The 19,174-nt window shown below is 68.8% G+C and carries 21 protein-coding genes; 11 read left to right on the forward strand and 10 right to left on the reverse strand.

The genetic code is table 11. The features are described from left to right. Positions 1 to 42 precede the first annotated feature (42 nt). Positions 43 to 660 carry a cold-shock protein gene (locus tag OG579_RS15435; protein ID WP_328856669.1) on the forward strand — a complete coding sequence of 206 codons (618 nt, stop codon included), beginning with the start codon at positions 43 to 45 and terminating at the stop codon, positions 658 to 660. 66 nt (positions 661 to 726) lie between these two features. Here the strand turns inward: OG579_RS15435 and OG579_RS15440 are convergent, their stop codons facing one another. Together OG579_RS15440 and OG579_RS15445 are read right to left on the reverse strand one after the other, a co-directional pair. Next, positions 727 to 1,401, reverse strand: coding sequence for a Crp/Fnr family transcriptional regulator (locus tag OG579_RS15440; protein WP_045821488.1), 675 nt, complete (start codon positions 1,399 to 1,401; stop codon positions 727 to 729). A 176-nt stretch (positions 1,402 to 1,577) separates the two neighbouring features. Continuing rightward, entirely contained in the window at positions 1,578 to 1,838 is a 261-nt protein-coding gene (locus OG579_RS15445; RefSeq protein ID WP_045821489.1) for a hypothetical protein, read from the reverse strand. A 303-nt stretch (positions 1,839 to 2,141) separates the two neighbouring features. Here OG579_RS15445 and nth point away from each other — a divergent pair, with 303 nt between their 5' ends. Genes nth through OG579_RS15465 form a run of 4 tightly spaced genes read left to right on the forward strand, consistent with a single transcriptional unit; the run spans position 2,142 to position 5,489 of the window. Further along, on the forward strand, positions 2,142 to 2,822 hold the full coding sequence (nth, locus tag OG579_RS15450; protein WP_045821573.1) for an endonuclease III: 681 nt from the start codon (positions 2,142 to 2,144) through the stop codon (positions 2,820 to 2,822). Between the two features lie 8 nt (positions 2,823 to 2,830). Further along, on the forward strand, positions 2,831 to 3,523 hold the full coding sequence (locus OG579_RS15455) for a TlpA family protein disulfide reductase (RefSeq protein WP_328856670.1): 693 nt from the start codon (positions 2,831 to 2,833) through the stop codon (positions 3,521 to 3,523). After that, positions 3,520 to 4,296 carry an NUDIX hydrolase gene (locus OG579_RS15460; protein WP_328856671.1) on the forward strand — a complete coding sequence of 259 codons (777 nt, stop codon included), beginning with the start codon at positions 3,520 to 3,522 and terminating at the stop codon, positions 4,294 to 4,296. The genes OG579_RS15455 and OG579_RS15460 overlap by 4 nt, the downstream gene beginning before the upstream one ends. Beyond that, the gene (locus OG579_RS15465) at positions 4,293 to 5,489 is read left to right on the forward strand and encodes a MarP family serine protease (RefSeq protein ID WP_045821492.1); all 1,197 of its coding nucleotides are present in this window, start codon (positions 4,293 to 4,295) and stop codon (positions 5,487 to 5,489) included. The genes OG579_RS15460 and OG579_RS15465 overlap by 4 nt, the downstream gene beginning before the upstream one ends. Before the next feature lie 6 nt (positions 5,490 to 5,495). Here the strand turns inward: OG579_RS15465 and OG579_RS15470 are convergent, their stop codons facing one another. The 4 genes from OG579_RS15470 to OG579_RS15485 all read right to left on the reverse strand — a co-directional run bounded on the left by OG579_RS15470 (position 5,496) and on the right by OG579_RS15485 (position 9,132). After that, positions 5,496 to 6,431 (reverse strand): alpha/beta fold hydrolase, encoded by a 936-nt coding sequence (locus tag OG579_RS15470; RefSeq protein ID WP_045821493.1) that lies wholly within the window; start codon positions 6,429 to 6,431, stop codon positions 5,496 to 5,498. Positions 6,432 to 6,482: 51 nt separating this feature from the next. Next, on the reverse strand, positions 6,483 to 6,983 hold the full coding sequence (locus OG579_RS15475; protein WP_328856672.1) for a phage holin family protein: 501 nt from the start codon (positions 6,981 to 6,983) through the stop codon (positions 6,483 to 6,485). A gap of 116 nt (positions 6,984 to 7,099) precedes the next feature. Further along, positions 7,100 to 8,164 (reverse strand): cellulase family glycosylhydrolase, encoded by a 1,065-nt coding sequence (locus OG579_RS15480; RefSeq protein ID WP_328856673.1) that lies wholly within the window; start codon positions 8,162 to 8,164, stop codon positions 7,100 to 7,102. Positions 8,165 to 8,601: 437 nt separating this feature from the next. Next, positions 8,602 to 9,132 (reverse strand): helix-turn-helix domain-containing protein, encoded by a 531-nt coding sequence (locus OG579_RS15485; protein WP_328856674.1) that lies wholly within the window; start codon positions 9,130 to 9,132, stop codon positions 8,602 to 8,604. A gap of 86 nt (positions 9,133 to 9,218) precedes the next feature. Here OG579_RS15485 and OG579_RS15490 point away from each other — a divergent pair, with 86 nt between their 5' ends. Then, positions 9,219 to 10,433 carry a benzoate/H(+) symporter BenE family transporter gene (locus OG579_RS15490; protein ID WP_328856675.1) on the forward strand — a complete coding sequence of 405 codons (1,215 nt, stop codon included), beginning with the start codon at positions 9,219 to 9,221 and terminating at the stop codon, positions 10,431 to 10,433. Here the strand turns inward: OG579_RS15490 and OG579_RS15495 are convergent. Continuing rightward, positions 10,411 to 11,046 (reverse strand): pyridoxamine 5'-phosphate oxidase family protein, encoded by a 636-nt coding sequence (locus OG579_RS15495; protein ID WP_328856676.1) that lies wholly within the window; start codon positions 11,044 to 11,046, stop codon positions 10,411 to 10,413. The two genes, OG579_RS15490 and OG579_RS15495, sit on opposite strands and share 23 nt — an antisense overlap. A gap of 23 nt (positions 11,047 to 11,069) precedes the next feature. Between OG579_RS15495 and OG579_RS15500 the strand changes: the two genes are divergently transcribed. Then, complete coding sequence (locus OG579_RS15500; RefSeq protein ID WP_045821498.1) at positions 11,070 to 11,576, forward strand: SRPBCC family protein; 507 nt, start codon at positions 11,070 to 11,072, stop codon at positions 11,574 to 11,576. 14 nt (positions 11,577 to 11,590) lie between these two features. Here the strand turns inward: OG579_RS15500 and nhaA are convergent, their stop codons facing one another. Next, positions 11,591 to 12,796, reverse strand: a complete 1,206-nt coding sequence (gene nhaA, locus OG579_RS15505) for a Na+/H+ antiporter NhaA (protein ID WP_328859257.1) — start codon at positions 12,794 to 12,796, stop codon at positions 11,591 to 11,593. A 141-nt stretch (positions 12,797 to 12,937) separates the two neighbouring features. Between nhaA and OG579_RS15510 the strand changes: the two genes are divergently transcribed. Continuing rightward, positions 12,938 to 14,449 (forward strand): SulP family inorganic anion transporter, encoded by a 1,512-nt coding sequence (locus OG579_RS15510; RefSeq protein ID WP_328856677.1) that lies wholly within the window; start codon positions 12,938 to 12,940, stop codon positions 14,447 to 14,449. Continuing rightward, positions 14,449 to 14,850, forward strand: coding sequence for a MerR family transcriptional regulator (locus OG579_RS15515; RefSeq protein WP_328856678.1), 402 nt, complete (start codon positions 14,449 to 14,451; stop codon positions 14,848 to 14,850). Before OG579_RS15510 ends, OG579_RS15515 begins: the two co-directional genes overlap by 1 nt. Here the strand turns inward: OG579_RS15515 and OG579_RS15520 are convergent. Continuing rightward, positions 14,811 to 15,749, reverse strand: coding sequence for a helix-turn-helix transcriptional regulator (locus OG579_RS15520; protein WP_328856679.1), 939 nt, complete (start codon positions 15,747 to 15,749; stop codon positions 14,811 to 14,813). The two genes, OG579_RS15515 and OG579_RS15520, sit on opposite strands and share 40 nt — an antisense overlap. Before the next feature lie 102 nt (positions 15,750 to 15,851). Here OG579_RS15520 and OG579_RS15525 point away from each other — a divergent pair, with 102 nt between their 5' ends. Together OG579_RS15525 and OG579_RS15530 are read left to right on the forward strand one after the other, a co-directional pair. Beyond that, positions 15,852 to 16,619, forward strand: a complete 768-nt coding sequence (locus tag OG579_RS15525; RefSeq protein ID WP_328856680.1) for a glucose 1-dehydrogenase — start codon at positions 15,852 to 15,854, stop codon at positions 16,617 to 16,619. An 80-nt stretch (positions 16,620 to 16,699) separates the two neighbouring features. After that, entirely contained in the window at positions 16,700 to 17,134 is a 435-nt protein-coding gene (locus tag OG579_RS15530) for a cyclophilin-like fold protein (protein ID WP_328856681.1), read from the forward strand. A gap of 49 nt (positions 17,135 to 17,183) precedes the next feature. On the opposite strand, the gene acs is transcribed toward OG579_RS15530, so the two are convergent. Beyond that, positions 17,184 to 19,157: an acetate--CoA ligase gene (gene acs, locus OG579_RS15535; RefSeq protein WP_328856682.1), complete on the reverse strand. Its 1,974-nt coding sequence runs from the start codon at positions 19,155 to 19,157 to the stop codon at positions 17,184 to 17,186. Positions 19,158 to 19,174 lie beyond the last annotated feature (17 nt).

Below are 19,174 nucleotides of genomic sequence, written 5' to 3' on the forward strand. Positions count from 1 at the left end.
AATTCGGGTGCGCGGACGGTTGTGGACCCCTACCGTCGCCGAATGACCAGTTCAGGGGTGATCCGCGTGTGGCATCACGACGAGGGGTGGGGCGTGATCGATTCGCCCGACACCCCGGGTGGATGCCGTGCCGACGCCGGCGCGGTGATGGTCGAGGGTGTCCGTACCGACGACGGGATGCCGTTCATGGGACTGCTCGAGGGAGAGCCGGTCTCGTTCGTGTGGGGTCCGATCCGGTGGGACGACGACGAGTTCTCGGTCGCGGCCACCGCGGTCTGGCCGTCCCGCTGCGAGCCGCCCGCCACACTGCCGTCCGGCGCGTTCCAGACCAGCCTGTGGTCGTCGGCGGGCCGCCGGGGCGAGTTCACCGTGTTCGTCCAGCAGGATCCGGCCGACCTCCCGGCACCACCGCCGAGAGCTCCGCTCCCGCGGACCGTCGGCACGGTCCGCTCCTGGAACGCCGACGAGGGATGGGGTGTCCTGGATGCGCCCGAGACGCCGGGCGGTGCATGGATCTTCTTCAGCGAGATCCGCGGGGTGAGCGGGTTCCGTTCCCTCGAGGTCGGTGCGCGGGTCGAGTTCGCGTGGGAAGCGGCTCGTCAGGACGGGTTCGACTACCGCGCCGAAGACGTCGACGTCATCGAGACACCCGCGACATGAAACGACTCCCGCGACAGTGGGTCACTGTCGCGGGAGTCGATGTGTGGAGCAGGTGATCTCGGAGGGTCAGCGGGCGCGGCGCGCAAGACGCTCGGAGTCGGCGATGAGGACGCTCTTGCCCTCGAGCCGCAGCCAGCCGCGCTGCGCGAAATCGGCGAGCGCCTTGTTCACCGTCTCGCGGGAGGCGCCGACGAGCTGGGCGATCTCCTCCTGCGTGAGGTCGTGGGTGACGCGCAGGGCACCGGCCTCCTGCGTGCCGAACCGCTGGGCGAGCTGAAGAAGCTGCTTGGCGACACGACCGGGGACGTCGGTGAAGATGAGGTCGGCGAGGTTGTTGTTGGTGCGGCGCAGGCGGCGGGCCAGCACGCGCAGCAACTGCTCGGCGATCTCGGGGCGGTCGGCGATCCACGCCTTGAGCGCGTCACGGTCCATCGAGACCGCGCGGACCTCGGTGACCGTGGTCGCCGACGAGGTGCGGGGGCCGGGATCGAAGATCGACAGCTCACCGAACATGTCCGACGGACCCATGATGGTGAGCAGGTTCTCGCGTCCGTCGCCCGACCGGCGGCCGACCTTCACCTTGCCGCTGAGGATGATGTAGAGCCGGTCGCCCGGTTCGCCCTCGTTGAAGATGACATGTCCGCGCGGGAAATCGACGGGCTGGAGTTGCTTGGTCAGTGCGGCGACCGCGCTCGGCTCGACTCCTTGAAAGATGCCGGCCCTCGCCAGTACTTCCTCCACGTACGCCCCTTCCTAGGGTGCTGCGGCGGGTCGTGCCCGCGACAAATTGCTCGGCAGTGTTGGATTTGTCACCATGCCACGGCTGAGTCTACGGCCAAGAGTACGAACGGGACCGGAGAACGTCGACTACGCCGTCACCTGCGTCGTTCGCGGGGCCGACGGTGTGCCGGGTGGGGTCAGCTCGCGCGGACCGTCGGGGCCGCGGCGACGGGTGCCTCGTCCTCCACGGGATCGCGGCGGGCGCGGAACTCGTCGAGTGCCGCGGGAAAGCCGTCGGTGGCCAGTGTCCCCACCTGCTCCGGGGCGGCGCCGGCGAGGAATTCCTCGACGTCGTCGCGGGTCACGCTGTCGTCGTCGATCTGGTGTTCCATCTTCTCCATGGCCAGCGCGAAGAGCATGAGCACTGCGGGGAAGAGCAGTACCGCGAGTCCGTGCATGTGCAGTAGTGAACACGACGGAGGTCTCGGTGGGGCAACGAAACCTGCGGGTGGAACACAAGTGTTACCTCGCGCGTGTCGGAGCCGACCCGACCGTCTCGGTCCGGAGCTGATCGGAGGCTGAAGATCTGATCGGCGACCACGGCGGATGCCGTCGAGGACCCTTCGGCGCTCAGTAGTCTGTTGCAGGTGAGCAGCGATCAAACCCCGACGACACCGGCCGGCACGACCGGTCGCCGCCGTCCGACCGCCGCGGCGCGGGGTACCGAGACCCGTACCGGACTGGTCCGTCGTGCACGTCGGATGGATCGCACCCTGCAGACGGCGTTCCCGCACGTGTACTGCGAACTCGACTTCACCACCCCGCTGGAGCTGTCGGTCGCGACGATCCTCTCCGCGCAGTGCACCGACGTCCGCGTCAACCTCACCACCCCGGCGCTGTTCGCCCGCTACCCCGATGCCGCCGCCTACGCCGGCGCCGACCGCACCGAACTCGAGGAGATGATCCGCTCGACCGGCTTCTACCGGAACAAGGCGACATCGATCATCGGTCTCGGTCAGGCGTTGCTCGAACGGTTCGATGGCGAGGTCCCCGGCCGTCTCGAGGACCTGGTGACGCTGCCGGGCTTCGGACGCAAGACCGCGAACGTGGTGCTCGGCAACGCTTTCGGGATCCCCGGCATCACCGTCGACACCCACTTCGGTCGGCTGGTGCGTCGCTGGAACTGGACCACCGAGACCGATCCGGTGAAGGTCGAGCACGCCGTCGGCGAGCTGATCGAGCGCAAGAACTGGACCGATCTGTCCCACCGCGTGATCTTCCACGGCCGACGCGTGTGCCACGCCAAGAAGCCGGCCTGCGGCGTGTGCGTGCTGGCGAAGGACTGCCCGTCGTTCGGTGAGGGACCGACCGAGACCGAGAAGGCCGCGTCGCTGGTCAAGGGACCCGAGACCGCGCATCTGCTCGCCCTGGCCGGGATCTGAGACGACCCATGAGATCCGGTCTGCAACGTATCCCTGCGTCCGCTCGATGGTCGATCGCCGCCCTCGTGGTGGTCATCGCGCTGATCGTGGCCATCTGGCCTCGCGACACCTCGTCACCCGACGGTGCCCTGAGCGCCGGCACACAGACCACCGCCGGCCCCATCCCCGGGGGGAGTGCGTCGGTGAGCCCGGGTGACCTCGACGCCGCCCGGGCCCGTGCCGCGCTCGCACCGTGTCCGGCGGGAACCGGTCCGGCGCCGTCGACCTCGGTGCTCGCCGGGGTGACCGCGCCGTGCCTGGGTGCCGCCGGCGACGTCGACATGGGCGCGGCCACCGCCGGACGACCGCTCCTCGTCAACTTCTGGGCGCCGTGGTGCCTGCCGTGTCGTCGCGAACTGCCGACCGTCGCCGCGTTCGCCGCCTCGGCGGCGGGCAAGGTCGACGTCCTCGCCGTACAGGCCAAGGAGGGGTCGGAGAACCCGGTGCTCGCGCTGGGTCTGCTGAGCGAGATCGACGTGCGGCTGCCGTCGGTGGTCGACACACAGGCGAAGATCGCCGCGGCCCTGGGCATCCCGCGTGCCTACCCGGTGTCGGTGCTGGTGCGTGCCGACGGCAGCGTCGCGAAGGTGCTCCCGACGGTGTTCACCGACGAGAAGTCGATCGCCGATGCGGTGAACCGCTACCTGGGTGTCGCCCTGTGAGTCCTCGATCCGCAGACCGTGACCACGCCCCGACCGTCGCGGCCGGACCGCTGGTCGGCACCGACGCGATCCCGGCGTGGCTGCGCCCCCTCACCGACAACGTCGACGGCGTCACCGACAGCGTGAACAACCGTGGTGGCGACCGGACCCGACTGGTGCAGGCCGCATTCCGGCGCGGGTCGAGGCCGGCGTCGGTGCTCGTCCTGTTCGGCGGAGCCTTCGACAGCGGGGACGGCCACGCCCCGCCCGGCGACGCCGACGTGCTGCTCACCCAGCGCGCGACGACCCTGCGCAACCACGCCGGGCAGGTCGCCTTCCCCGGTGGCGCTCGTGATCCCGGTGACGACTACCCGGTGGGCACCGCGCTGCGCGAGGCGCAGGAGGAGACCGCCCTCGACCCGGACGAGGTCCGTGTCGTCGCCCGCCTGCAGTCGTTCCCGGTCCCGCCCTCGGGTTTCGACGTGATCCCCGTGATCGCGTGGTCGCCCGATCCCGGCGCGGTGCGCGCGGTCGATCCCGGCGAGACCGCGCGTGTGGTGCGCGTACCGATCGCCGACATGATCGACCCGGCCCACCGTTTCCAGGTGCAGCGCACGGTGATGGGTGGCCGTGTGTACCGGGGGCCGGCGTTCTGGGTCGCGGACATGCTCGTGTGGGGTTTCACCGGCGGTCTGCTCGACGCCATCTTCGACACCGCGGGATGGACCGTCCCGTGGGACACCGACGACGTGCGTGACCTCGCGGACATGCTCGAGAAGACAGGACAGCGATGAGCGGTTCGGGTTGGGTCGATCTCGTGGTGATCGCGATCGCGTTGCTCGCGGCCGCCTCGGGGTTCCGGCAGGGCGCGGTCGCCTCGGCGCTCGCGTTCGTCGGCGTCGTGCTCGGCGCGATCGCGGGAATCCTGTTGGCGCCGCACCTCATCGACCACATCGACGATCGCCGGTGGCGTCTGGTCGTGGGCGTCGGGCTGCTGGTGGTGCTGGTCGTCATCGGTGAGGCCTCGGGGATGATCCTCGGCCGCGCCGCCCGCGGTGGAATCCGATCGCTGATGGTGCGTCGCGCCGACAGCGTCATCGGGTCGCTGCTGCAGGCCGTCGCCGTCCTCATCGCGGCGTGGTTGCTCGCGATCCCGGTGAGCAGTTCGGCCGAACCCACCATCGCCAACGCCGTGCGCGGTTCGAAGGTGCTCGGGGGCGTCGACGACGTCGCACCCGCGTGGCTCCGGCAGCTCCCCAGTGACTTCAGCTCCCTGCTCGACGACTCGGGGCTGCCCGAGGTCATCGGACCGTTCGGCCGCACGCCGGTCACCAGCGTGGACCCGCCCGATTCGGGTCTGCTGACGCTGCCGGTCATCGCACAGGTCCGTCCGAGCGTGGTGAAGATCGAGGGCGTCGCCCCCAGCTGCAACCAGGCGCTGGAGGGCAGCGGGTTCGTCGTCTCGGCCGAGCGCGTGATGACCAACGCCCACGTGGTCGCGGGAACGCGGTCGCTGCGGGTGCAGTCGAACGACGGTGCGCTCGACGCGAAGGTCGTGCTGTTCGACCCCGACAACGACATCGCCATCCTCGACGTCCCCGGCCTCACCGCGCCGGCCCTGAGCTTCGCCGACCGCAACGCCTCCACCGGCACCGACGCCATCGCTCTCGGCTACCCCGAGGCCGGTCCGTTCACAGCGAGCGCCGAGCGGATCCGGGAGGTGGTGAACCTCTCGGGTCCCGACATCTACCGCGCCGGGGAGGTCAAGCGCGAGGTGTACACCGTGCGCGGATCGATCCGTCAGGGCAACTCCGGTGGTCCGCTGATCGACACCGACGGCCGGGTGCTCGGGGTGGTCTTCGGTGCGGCCGAGGACACCGCGAGCGAGACCGGGTTCGTGCTCACGGCCGATCAGGTGCAGGCCAACCTGCGTGCGTCGGAGAACCGCACCGCGGCGGTCGACACGCAGTCGTGCGTGCACTCGTAGGTACGGCTAGAGCGTGAGGCGCAGGTGGTGGTCGAGCAGCTCGATCACCCGGTCGGGGTTCTCCTCGTGCGCGTAGTGCCCGCTGCCGTCGATCTCGGCGTAGGTCATCCGCGACGCGAAATACCTGCTGGCCGATAGGGTCTCGGCGTGGATGTACCGGTCGTCGCGACCGCGGGCGGCGAGCACCGGGATGTTGAGGCGTCGGTTCATGAGCCGCATGAACTTGGCGCCGTCGCGACGGAACTGCGACCGGAACGCCCAGCGGCGGTACTCCAGGCTGCAGAACGCGACACCCGGTATCTGCACCGCGGATCGGTTGCGGCGCATCATCTCGGCGAACTCGTCGGTGCGTGCGAACGCGGGCGTGGTGCGTTCGGTGAACATGGTCTCGATGAAGGCCCCGTCGTCGCGGGTCAGCGTCTTCTCCGCGGTGCGGGGCAACTGGTTGCCGAGGAACTCGCCCATGAACGCCGACCGCTGAGGGCCGTTGCGCAGCACCGCATGCCGGAGGGCGCGCGGATGGGGCGAGCCGATCACCGCGATGGACGTGACGGCCCGGGGATGCAGGGTCGCGGTGGCCCAGGCGACGAGTCCGCCGTCGGCGTGGCCGACCAGCGCGGCCTCGGTGTGGCCGAGCGCCCGCACGAGGGCATTGGTGTCGCCGGCCAGGGTCCACCCGTCGTAGCCGCGCGGAGGCTTGTCGGTGTCGCCGTAGCCGCGGAGATCGAGCGCGACCGCCCGGAACCCGGCGGCGTCGAGCGCGGTCAGCTGGTGTCGCCAGCTCCACCAGAACTCTCCGAACCCGTGCAGCAGGAGCACCAGCGGCCGATCGGCCTGCCCGGGGCCACACTCGACGGCGTGGAACCGGATGCCGTTGGCCCGCACGTCCAGGTCGACCCACGGGCCGTCGATCCGCGCGGTCGACGGGTCGGGAGCGGTCACCGGTGGCTCGGAATCGGTCGGCTGGGGGTCGGTCGGCTCGGGATCGTCAGATCAGCGGCGCGGGGCGGCGCCGATGCCGCCGGGGAGATCCACCGGCGCACCTTTGTCGCCACCGGGCAACACGCTGGGGAGTGCCTTGGCCGAGTCGATGGTCTTCTTCGGGGCCCGCACCCGCTTGAACACGATGTAGCCGATCACGCCGACGACGATCGCGACCACCAGGAGGATCAGGAACACGATCCCGAAGGCGGCCCAGCGGGGGAGCCACTCGTCGAGGAGTTCGGCGAGGAAGAAGAAGAAGAAAAAGCTGGAGTAGAGAGCGACGACGGCGGCGACGATGAACAGCCCCGCGCCGATCGCGCCCTTCTTGACCTCGCCGATGATCTCGGTCTTGGCCAGCTCGACCTCGGCGCGCACCAGCGTCGACATGTGCGAGGTCGCGTCCTTCACCAGGCCGCCGATGGACTGCTCGGCCGGGTTGTGCGGATCGCTCAGCGGTATCGAGGAGACGTTTCTGCCGACGTGATCGGATGCACGGTCGTCCAGGCTCACAGCTGTTCCTCCATTGCGGGTCGGGCTACGGCCTCATCGTGCCATGTCCCTCATCGTGTCATGCAGCTGTGGTGTTCGGCGGCGGCGGACCGTTCACGGCGTCCCGCCGCCGGCCCTCACGCGTTCGCCCCCGTGAAGGAGCGGACGACGGAGGCGGCGGGCTTGGCGACCCACGCGTCGGTGTAGACGCCGAACGTGCTCTCCGCGTCGGTGGTGTCGGCGGAGTTGCGGTCGACGAGGGTGTAGATGAAGGCCGGCCCCGCATACGACAGGGTGCGCCAGGTGGTCACGAAGTCGTTGATGAAGTCGGCCTGCTGGGCCGCGCTGACCTGCATCGTGGACAGTCCGTATTCGGTGGCCCAGATCTTCTTCGCCGAGTCGCCGTGGGAGACCATCAGGCTGCGGATGTCGTTGACCTGGTTCAACGGTGAGTTCGCGAGGGTCGCGCCCTGGGAGAACTTCGTGGAGTTCTGATACGGGTGGAACGACAGGGCGTCGAACGTGCCCGCGGCGCCCGCGGCGTACATCTGCGAGACGAAGTCGACCGGGTTCAGGGTGTAGCCGCCCCAGGTGACCACCGAGCCCAGCACTCCGCCGATGACGACGGCCGAGGGGTTCGCCGCCTTGATCTTCGGGTAGGCGGCGGCGAGGAGCTTGGTGTACCCGACGGGGTCGGGCGCAGGGGCGTAGCTGATGGCGCCGTTCGGCTCGTTCCAGACCTCGTAGGCGGAGATCGCCGAGGAGTAGCGCGATGCGAGCGTGCCCATGAAGGCGCCGAGATCGGCGGGGGCGGTGGGCGGCTGATAGACGCTGGTGTTCGCGGGGCGAGCCCAGGTGGGCGTCGTGGTGACGACGGCGAGCACCCCCATCCCGCGTGCCGCGGCGGCGTTGATCATGGTGTCGACGCCTCCCCACGTGTACTGGCCCTTGGTGGTCTCGACAGACGCCCACGGGACCACGAGTCGGACGTTGCGGACCCCCAGTGCGGCGGTCTCGTCGAGATGCTTGGCCACCGCGGTCGGGTCGTTGTAGGAGAAGTAGAGATCGCTGTCGGCGATGCCGAGGGTCGTCGACGCGGCGGTGACGGTCGCGGTGTTCGTGATGACCGCCGGGGGATGAACGGTCGCCGATCCGAAGGCCATCACCCCGAGACCGAGTACCGCGATCAGTGCGATCGACAATGACCGAATAGCATCGCGAAGAGAGACTTGTCGCGTGATTCGCATTTCTGGACTCCATTCCGGTGAACCCCCCGGAAGAATTCAAGTCAAACAAATAGCGGCGGCGAAAAGAAAGTGGTGTCGCGGAATTACATGCGTGTCATGAGAGTTATTCGGCGCGAAATGACAAGAATTTTGTACAGAATCAACCATCGTTGTTTCGGCATAATCCCAGATCAGAGGCGCGTAAGACGCGAACGCGAGACCGATATTCACCACAGTAAATGTGCGATACATAAACTTCTGAAATAGTGTCCGATTTCTTCCCGAAAGCCCCTATCGCTGTCGGATTCCAATCATCGCTATCGAATTCGGGAGCGGGAACGAATGATCATTCATTCTGTGATCAGGTCCGGTACGGACATGTCCGGACCCGGGCTCTCGCCGTCGGGTGCTGTTCAGCTCCGCCCCGGCAGTCGCGGCGTGCGGATCACGACGACGGCTTCGGCGGGGCCTCGGGTGGCGTACCGGTGCGGGGTGTCGCTGCGCCAGGAGTGCGATTCGCCGGGGCCGAGGCGCGTGGTGTTCTCGAGGGGGCCGACCAGGAGATCTCCCGCGACCACGGTCAGGTGTTCGGTCACTCCGGTGACGTGGCCGGGTGAGGTGTGGTCGGCGTCGGCGGCGAACTCGAGCCGGAACACCTCGACGGTCGCGTCGACGAGTTCGCGGACGTCGAGGGTCACCGACGTCATGCCACCGCTCGCGGTGCGGATCGACGCCGCCGTCAACGCGGTCATCGGTACGCCGAGTGGTGTGCACAGTGCGTACAGCGTCTCGATGGTCGGATTGCGCCGCCCCGCCTCGAGATCGGACAGCGAGCTCTTTCCCACCCCGGACCGTCGGGCCAGCTCGGACAGACTCAGCCCGGCGCGTCCACGGAGCTCGCGCACGCGCTCACCCACCGTGGCCGAGATCGATGTCGGGTCCATGGATCTCGACTCTAGGTGCCCGTGGCGCTATCGTTCCGTCAACAGAACGTTCTTTTTGCAGAACGAAGGCCCCGACGGGAGCATCGATGCAGCGGGTGAGTCTGTCCGTGCCGATCGGCGCGGGCGTCGTGTGTGCGGTCGTCGGGTTCACCAGTTCCTTCGCGGTGGTGCTCACGGGGTTGCGCGCGGTGGGCGCGAGTCCGGCCCAGGCGGCGTCGGGACTTCTGGCGGCCTGTGTCCTGCAGGGCCTGGGGATGCTGGCCCTGGCGATCCGGTTCCGGATGCCCATCACGTTGGCGTGGTCGACACCCGGCGCAGCGCTGATCGCCTCGACCGGCGTCGTCGAGGGTGGGTGGCCCGCCGCGGTCGGGGCATTCGTGGTCACCGGTGTGCTCATCGTCGCGACCGGTCTGTGGTCGGGGCTGTCGCGACTCATCGCACTCATCCCGGCCGCGGTGGCCCAGGCGATGCTGGCCGGGGTGCTGCTCCCGTTGTGCCTCGCGCCGGTGACGGCCCTGTCGCACCACCCGTGGGCGATCGCGCCCATCCTGCTGGCGTGGGTGGTGCTGGTGCGGTTCTCACCCCGGTGGGCGGTGCCCGGCGCGTTCGCCGTCGCCGTGGTGGTGATCGTCGTCGACCTCGTCCGCTCCGAGGCGTCGATCGGCAGCGACCAGTTGCTGCCGCAGGTGGTGTGGACGACACCGCACCTCACGGTCGCGGCGGTGACCGGTATCGCGCTGCCGCTCTACATCGTGACCATGGCGGCGCAGAACATCCCCGGCGTCGCGGTGATGCGGACCTTCGACTACGAGGTGCCGTGGCGGCCGTCAATGGGTGTCACCGGCCTCACGACTGTGGTCGGTGCGGGTTTCGGCGTCCACGCGCTGAACCTCGCGGCCATCAGCGCCGCGCTCGCCGCATCTCCCGACGCCGATCCCGACCGCAACCGTCGATGGGTGGCCGCGGTGTCGGCCGGGGTGGCCTACCTGGTGATCGGTGCGGGCTCGGCGGCCGTCGCGACGCTGGTGGTGCTGGCCCCCGAGGGCACCATCCAGGCGGTCGCCGGTGTCGCGTTGCTCGCACCTCTGGCCGGTGCTCTGTCAGCGGCGGCCGGTGCCCCGGGCGACGGGGGACAACGGACCGCCGCCGTGGCGACGTTCGTCGTCGCCGCATCGGGAACGGCGTTCGCCGGTATCGGGTCGGCCTTCTGGGCGCTGCTCGTCGGCATCGGGGTCCACCTGCTGCTGCGGCCGCGACACCCGCACCGGCGGGCCGAGGTCAGCTCTCCAGACGGGTCCTGAGGGTGTCGATCTCCTCCTGCAGCGCCCGAAGCTGTTCGGCGTGGGCGACGTTGAGCTCCTTGACGTAGTCGCGGTCGTACTGCGGGACGATGCTGCGGGAGCAGTTCCAGTCGAAGGCCTCGATGTCGATGACGATCGACCGCTCGCTGCGCGCCGTCATCCGGCCGTCGGCCACGGTCATCAGCGTGGCGTGCAGGTCGGGGTCGGCGGCGGCGTCGATCACCTGGGCGCGTCCGTACAGCTTCAGCCGGGTGCGCATCGGGAAGTCGGCGACGAAGATCGCCACGCGGCCGTCGGTGTCGATGTTCGCCAGCGACGTGAACTGCGAGTTGCCGTGGTGATCGGCGAAACCGAAACGCGAGCCACCCAGGTGGTGGATGAAACCGCGGGGCCCGCTGCGGTACTGCACATAGGGCCACCCGGTCTCGGCGACCGTCGCGAGGTGGATCTGGAACGCGTCGGTCAACATCGCTATCTCGCGGCCGGAGAGTTCCGGCGGCCCGTCGTCGCCACGCTCCATCTCCGAGCCGTAGGCCGTGTAGCTGCCCGTCGCGCGCTGTCGGGCGAGGGTGCGGGGCCCGAAGACGAGGTGGTGGTAGTGGTTGTTCGGCACACCGCTGAGGTTAGGCTCGCCCGATGGCCGAGCATCAGTTGGAACCGATCGACGACGTCTCCTTCTTCCACCGGGCGCCGGTGGCCTACCGGTTCACCGTGGACCTCCCGGTGACGCCCGATGTCGCGTGGGCCGAGCTCACGCGCCAGAACACCCTGGACTGGTGTCGGATGATCAAGAAGGTGACGTTCACCTCGCCCGAGCCGCACGGTGTGGGGGCCACCCGCACCGCGGAACTCGCGCCCGGGTTCGTGAAGATCAACGAGCGCTTCTTCGTCTGGGAGGCCGACGCCGAGGCGGGCACCTACCGCAACGCGTTCACCGTCGTCTCGGCGAACGTCCCCGGACTGCGCCGCTTCGGCGAGCTGACCGAGGTGGTCCCCTCCGGACTCGGATCGCGGCTCACGTGGGCCTTCGCCATCGAACCGGCGGGCCCGCTGGCCAAGCTGCCGGGGCTGTCGGTCGTGAGCAAGCCCGCGCTGGGCACCTTCCGCGCCGACACGGTGAAGTACTTCTCGAAGCTCGCCTGAGGAGCCGCGCCGGCTCAGTCGTCGTCGAGCAGGCGACTGTGCACCCGTCCGCGTCGGATGAGTGCCGCGGCGCCGAGCAGCGACGCGACCATCGAGCTCAGAAGGACTGCGGCCTTGGCCAGTTCGGCCTCGGCGGGCGGTAACGCGAGGTCGGCGATGAGCAGGCTCACCGTGAACCCGATGCCACCGAGGATGGCCACCGCGAGAAGGTCGCGGACGAAGAACCCCTCGGGTTTGGCCGCCAGACGCAGCCGGATGCACAGCCAGCTCGTGCCGAAGATCCCGATCGTCTTGCCGACCACGAGGCCCACCATGATCCCGATCGCGATGCGGTCGGAGAACAGGTCGCCGACGATCGGGGCGCTGATCGGCACCCCGGCCGCGAACAGTGCGAACAGCGGCACGCAGATCGCCGCCGAGATCGGTTGGATGCGGTGCTCGAGCCGCGACCCCGGCGCACAGTCCTCGCCCGGGTCGGGTCGCACCCGGGTCAGCAGACCGAGCGCGACGCCGGCGATGGTCGCGTGGATGCCGGCGTTGTAGACCGCGACCCAGGTGATGATCGCCAACGGGATGTAGACGAACCGGGTGGTGATGCGGCGCCGTTGGCACCACCAGTACAGGGCCATCGCCGCGGCGGCCACCGCCAGTGCGACGAGGTCGAGGGAGTCGGTGAACACAGCGGCGATGATCGCGATCGCGATGAGGTCGTCGACCACGGCAAGCGCGAGGAGGAACACCCGCGCGCTCGACGGGATCCGTGACCCGACCAACGCCAGCACGCCCAGGGCGAACGCGATGTCGGTGGCCGCGGGGATCGCCCAGGCCTTCTCGATTCCCGCTGTGCCCCAACCGATCGCGATGCAGATCACGATCGGGACCACCACACCACCCACCGCTGCGAACACCGGGAGGATCGCCTGTTTGAGGCTCGACAGCTCCCCGAGGACGATCTCGCGTTTCAGTTCGAGGCCCGCGACGAAGAAGAACACCGCGAGCAGTGCCTCCTGCGCCCAGTGTCCGATGGTGAGGTCGAGCCCCAGGACATCGGTCCCGACGTGGGCGTCGCGCAACGACAGGTACGCATCGGCCCAGGGCGAGTTCGCCCAGATCAACGCGACGGCCGCCGCGCCGAGCAGGATCAGGCCGCCGAAGGTCTCGGTGCGCAGGTAGCGGGCGAAATCGCTCGGGGAGGGAGGGGAGAGGCGGGGCGCAGAGATGGCGGGGGTCCTAACCGTTCGCGGGGTCGACGACACTGTTGCCGACCAGACTTCCCGGCGCACCTGTCGAGGATCTTAACGCGATCATGACGACAGCCGGGCATTCGCACTCTCCCCTCCGGGGAGGGTAGGGTTCGCGCAATGCCCACGTCGACCGTCTCCGATCCCGCCCGCGACCAGTCGGTGCTCGCCGCGCTGCGCTCGCCGTCGCGACTGCGCACCGAGGTCCTCGCCGGACTCGTCGTCGCGCTCGCGTTGATCCCCGAGGCCATCTCGTTCTCGATCATCGCCGGCGTCGATCCGCGTGTCGGGCTGTTCGCGTCGTTCACCATGGCGGTGACCATCTCGATCGTGGGTGGCCGCCCCGCGATGATCTCCGCCGCGACCGGCGCGGTGGCCCTGGTGGTCGCACCCCTGGTCGCCGACCACGGTCTGGACTACCTGATCGCCGCGGTGATACTCGCGGGTGTCGTACAGATCGTCCTCGCGCTGCTCGGTGTGGCGAAGCTGATGCGTTTCATCCCCCGCAGCGTGATGGTCGGGTTCGTGAACGCCCTGGCGATCCTCATCTTCATCGCGCAGCTCACGCACCTGTTCGGGGTGCCGTGGCTGGTCTATCCGATGGTCGCGGTCGGGCTCGCGATCATGGTGTTCCTGCCGCGACTGAACGCGATCGTCCCCGCTCCGCTGGTGGCGATCGTGCTGCTGACCGCGGCGACGGTGGCCTTCGGATGGAACCGGGTGCCGAACGTCGGCGACGAGGGTGACCTGCCCTCGAGCCTGCCCGCGTTTCTGATCCCCGACGTGCCCTTCACCTGGCACACGCTGTCGATCATCGCGCCGTATGCGGTGACCATGGCGATCGTCGGCCTGCTGGAATCGCTGATGACGGCGAAGTTCGTCGACGACATCACCGACACGCACTCCGACAAGACGCGGGAGAGCACCGGGCAGGGTGTGGCCAACATCGTCACCGGCTTCTTCGGCGGTCTCGGCGGCTGCGCGATGATCGGCCAGACGATGATCAACGTGAAGGTCTCCGGTGCCCGCACCCGCATATCGACGTTCCTCGCCGGCGTCTTCCTGCTGATCCTCGTCGTCGGGCTCGGCGACATCGTCGCCCTGATACCCATGGCGGCGCTCGTCGCGGTGATGGTGATGGTCTCGGTCGGCACCTTCGACTGGCACAGCATCACGCCGTCGACGCTGAAGCGGATGCCGAAGAGCGAGACCCTGGTGATGTTGGTGACCGTCGCCGTCACCGTCCCGACGGGCAACCTCGCCTACGGCGTCGGTGCCGGGACCCTCACGGCCATGGTGCTCTTCGCCCGCCGTGTCGCTCACCTCACCGAGGTCGTCGACGTGACCGGCCCCGACGCCGCCCCCGACACCCGCGTCTACGCGGTGCGCGGCGAGCTGTTCTTCGCCTCCAGCAACGACCTGATCTATCAGTTCGACTACGTCGGCGATCCCGCGAACGTCGTGATCGACCTCGCCGACGCCCACATCTGGGACGCGTCGACGGTCGCGACCCTCGACGCCATCACCACCAGATACGCGGCGAAGGGCACCGATGTGACGATCGTCGGTCTCGACGCCGCAAGCGCACAGCGACATTCGCGGCTCACCGGCACGTTGAGCGGCGCCCACTGATGTCGGGGACGCACCTGCAGATCGGCGAGGTCGCCGACCGTACGGGACTGTCGATCAAGACCATTCGGCACTACGACGAGGTGGGTCTCGTCGCACCGTCGGCGCGGTCGGCCGGTGGCTTCCGGCTCTACACCGACGTCGACGTCGACCGACTGTTCGCGATCCGCCGCATGAAACCCCTCGGGTTCACCCTCGACGAGATGGGGGAGCTGCTGCGGTCGCTGGCCGTCCTCGACGACCCGGCGTCCACCGAGGCCGAGAGGGGCGTCGCGCGAACGTATCTCGCCGACTGCCACGGTCGGGCCACCCAGGCGTGCGAGAAGTTGTCGATCCAGCTCGACTATGCGCGTGAGCTCACCGCTCAGTTGTCGGAGTTCGCCCCCGGCCCGGACGGCGACTGAGCGCGGTCTCGGCTCGTGGCCGGATGCGCAATGCCGTCGGTCGGGAATTCTGTTGCCGCCCATGTGGACAGCAGTCGTAGTGCCTGCTCGGAGAACGATCCGGGCTCGGCGGCGTAGATGGTGAGTGTGAGCCCGGGCTCGGCGGCCATCTCGAGGCCCTCGTAGGCCAGCGTCATCTCACCGACCACGTGATGGCGGAAGGTCTTCGACCCGGTGCCGTGGTGGCGGACGTCGTGCCGGCCCCACTGCCGACGGAACTCCTCGCTGCGCGTGGAGAGTTCGCCGATGAGGTCGTGGAGCTCCTTGTTGTGCGGGTCGCGGGCGGCCTCGGTACGGAGGATGGCCACGGTGACCTCGGCGAACATATCCCAGTCCGGGTAGAAGGTCGCCGCCCGGTCGTCGAGGAAGGTGAAGCGGGCAATGTTCGGTGGTGCGCCCGGCATGTCGAAGACGTCGCTGTAGAAGGCGCGCGCGAGCGGGTTGACGGCGAGGATGTCCATGCGGCCGTTGCGGACGAAGGCCGGTCCGGCCGTGATCGCGTCCAGGGTCCATTGCAGGCTGCTGTGCGCCTGCCAGGTGCGGGTGGTGCGGCGGCGCGGCGGTCGCGCGACCGGACTGGCGGCGTGCGCGAGGTCGAACAGGTGGGCGCGCTCGGCGTCGTCGAGCACCAGCGCGCGGGCAATCGCGTCGAGGATCTCGGGGGAGGCACCGCTGATCGAGCCGCGTTCGAGCCGTGTGTAGTACTCCACGCTGACCCCGGCGAGCACCGCGACCTCGCTGCGCCGCAGGCCTGCGACCCGACGATTCGTCCCGGTCGGGAGTCCGACCGCGGCCGGCGAGATCTTGGCCCGACGTGAGGTCAGGAAGGCCCGGACCTCGGCTTTGTTGTCGACACCCATGGCGACGACGCTAGTACCGCCGTGCGGCGCGAAGGGAGTCCCTGCGCGTACCCCGATCATCACGGACTCCCTCACGCCCGCGACCGGTGCTGTGGTGGATCCATGACAGAACATCTTTTCGCGGACAAGGTCGTCATCGTCACCGGAGCGGGCACGGGAATTGGTCGGGCCACGGCCGTCGCGTTCGCCGAGCAGGGGGCGTCGGTGGTGTGCACCGGCATCGACGACAGATCCACCGACGGGACCGCCGACCTCGTGCGCGCCGCGGGTGGTCGCGCCCTCTCGGTGCGCTGCGATGTGACAGATGCCGGTTCGGTGGTGAGTGCGCTGGAGGCGACCGTCGCGGAGTTGGGACGGCTCGACATCGCGTTCAACAACGCCGGGGTCGAGCAACCGGTGACCGCGCTGGCCGACATCACCGACAGCGACTTCGACCGCGTCATCGACGTCGACCTGCGTGGGACGTTCCTCTCGATGAAGCACGAGATCCCGCTGATGCTGGCGAACGGCGGAGGGGTGATCGTCAACACCGCCTCGGGAGCAGGGGTGATCGGTATCCGCGGCCAGAGCGCCTACGCCGCAGCGAAACACGGGATGCTGGGGATGACGAAGTCCGCAGCCCTCGACTACGCCGATCAGGGTGTGCGGATCAATGCGATCTGCCCGGGCATCATCGACACCCCGATGATGGACCGGTTTTCCGGCGGCACCCCCGAGGGACGGGCGCGCGTGATCGCCCAGGAACCGATCGGTCGCATGGGCCGGCCCGAGGAGATCGCGTCGGCGGTGCTCTGGCTGTGTTCACCGCTCGCCGCCTTCACCGTCGGGCACGCGATGGTCGTCGACGGCGGCCAGACCGCGGGCCTCTGACCGTGCGCATCAACGGCTCTGCCACCCTTCTCCTCGCCGTGCTCGCGGTCGGCGCATGCGCCTCCGAAACGGGATCCGAGGTGACGCAACCCGAACCGACGAGCCCGACCACCTCGACGCCCACCGTCGGCGGGCCTCGGGCGTGCGCCGGGTCAGAGACATCGACCCCGATCCGCATCCGCTTCGGTGGAACCACGCTCACCGGGTCGCTCGGCACGAGCCCGGCGGCGCGTGCGTTGCGTGACCGGCTGCCGATCACGGTCGCGGCCACCGACTACGGCGGTGTCGAGAAGACCGCCGAGATCCCGGCGCTGCCGATGGCGGACATGCCCGCAGGCGCCGATCCCGAGCCGGGAACGCTGGGCTACTATGCCCCCGACCGGGTGCTCGTCTTCTACTACGGCGACGTCGGATACTTCCCCGGTATCGCCGCCCTGGGGCAGTTCACCGACACCGATGGCGTCGTGGCCACGGCCACCGGTGCGGTCACCGTGACCGTCGAACTCGACTGCTGACTCCGAGGGTCGGGCCCGTGCCGACGACACCGACCCCCGAGGCAGTCCCCTACTTCTTCTTGCGGATGTTCTCGAACACCGTCGGATCGACCAGCGTCGAGGTGTCGCCGAGTTCGCGGCCCTCGGCCACGTCCTTGAGCAGCCGCCGCATGATCTTGCCGCTGCGGGTCTTCGGTAGCTCGGGCACCACGTAGATCTCGCGTGGCTTCGCGATCGGGGAGATGTCCTTCGACACCTGCGCCTTGAGCTCCTTGATCAACTCGTCACCGGTGTCGGTGGTGCTGCCGCGCAGGATCACGAACGCGACGATGCCCTGACCGGTGGTCTCGTCGGAGGCACCGATCACCGCGGCCTCGGCGACACCGTGATGGTTCACCAATGCCGACTCGACCTCGGAGGTCGAGATGCGGTGCCCCGACACGTTCATCACGTCGTCGATGCGGCCGAGCACCCACAGGGCGCCGTCGGAGTCGTAGCGCGCGCCGTCACCGGCGAAGTACCACCCCTGCTTGGCGAAGCGGGACCAGTAGGTCTCCTTGAACCGCTCGTCATCACCCCAGATGCCGCGCAGCATCGCCGGCCACGGCTCGTCGAGCACCAGGTATCCCTGCTCGCCGTCGGCCACCGCGTTGCCGTCGTCGTCGACGATCTTGGCGCTGATGCCCGGCAACGGACGCATCGCCGAACCCGGCTTGGTCTCGGTGACACCCGGCAGCGGCGAGATCATCATCGCGCCGGTCTCGGTCTGCCACCAGGTGTCGACGATGGGGCTGCGGTTCGCGCCGATCACGTCGCGGTACCAGCGCCACGCCTCGGGGTTGATCGGCTCACCGACACTGCCAAGCAGGCGGATCGAGGTCAGATCGTGCGCGTCGGGGATCTCGCGACCCCACTTCATGAACGTACGGATCAGCGTCGGCGCGATGTAATACGTTGTGACCTTGTGCTTCTCGATGATCTCGAAGTGCCGGTGCTCGTTCGGCGAGTTCGGGGTGCCCTCGTAGACGATCTCGGTCGCGCCGTTCGACAGCGGGCCGTAGACGAGATAGCTGTGCCCGGTCACCCAGCCGATGTCGGCGCCACACCAGAAGACATCGCTCTCGGGGCGATGATCGAACACGTTGCGGAACGTGTAGTTGATCTGGGTGAGGTAGCCGCCGGAGGTGTGCAGGATGCCCTTGGGTTTGCCGGTGGTGCCCGAGGTGTAGAGCAGGAACAGCGGATGCTCGGCGTCGAAAGCCTTGTAGGAGTGCGTGTCTGCGGCCTCGGCGACCGTCTCGTGCCACCACACGTCGCGGCCGTCGACCCAGTTGAGGTCGGGGTCGTGGCCGGTCCGCTTGACCACCAACACCTTCTCGACCGACTTCGCGGCGTCGTCGCCGGTGCCGAGTGCCTCGTCGACCGCGGACTTCAGCGGTGCAGGCTCGCCACGGCGGTACTGCCCGTCGGTGGTGACGACGAGCTTCGCCGACGCGTCGTCGACCCGGGAACGGAGGGCGCCGGCGGAGAACCCGGCGAACACCACCGAGTGCGGCAGGCCCAGGCGTGCGCAGGCGAGGATCGTGACGATGGCCTCGGGGACCATCGGCATGTACACCGCGACGCGGTCGCCCGGCTCGAGGCCGATCTCGGTGAAGTAGTTGGCGGCCTTGCTCACCTCGGCGAGCAGGTCGGAATACGTGATGTCGCGGCTGTCGCCGGGCTCACCGATCCAGTGGATCGCGACGCGGTCGCCGTTGCCGGCGTCGACGTGACGGTCGATGCAGTTGGCGGCGACGTTCAGCTCGCCGCCGACGAACCACTTCGCGAACGGCGCGTTCGACCAGTCGAGCGTGTCGGCGAAGTCGGTCTCCCACTGCAGCTCACGCGCCTGCTTGGCCCAGAACGCCAGCCGATCGGCGTCGGCCTCGTCGTAGAGACCGGCCTGCGCGATCGCGTTCGCGGCGAACTCCGCGGGCGGCGGGTAGGCGGCCTGATGTTCGGGCTCGCCTGCTGCAGTGGACTGATCGGTAGCGCTGGACATGGTGTGTCGATCACCTT

Source organism: Williamsia herbipolensis (genome assembly GCF_036153515.1).
GTDB classification, from domain to species: Bacteria; Actinomycetota; Actinomycetes; order Mycobacteriales; family Mycobacteriaceae; genus Williamsia_A; species Williamsia_A herbipolensis.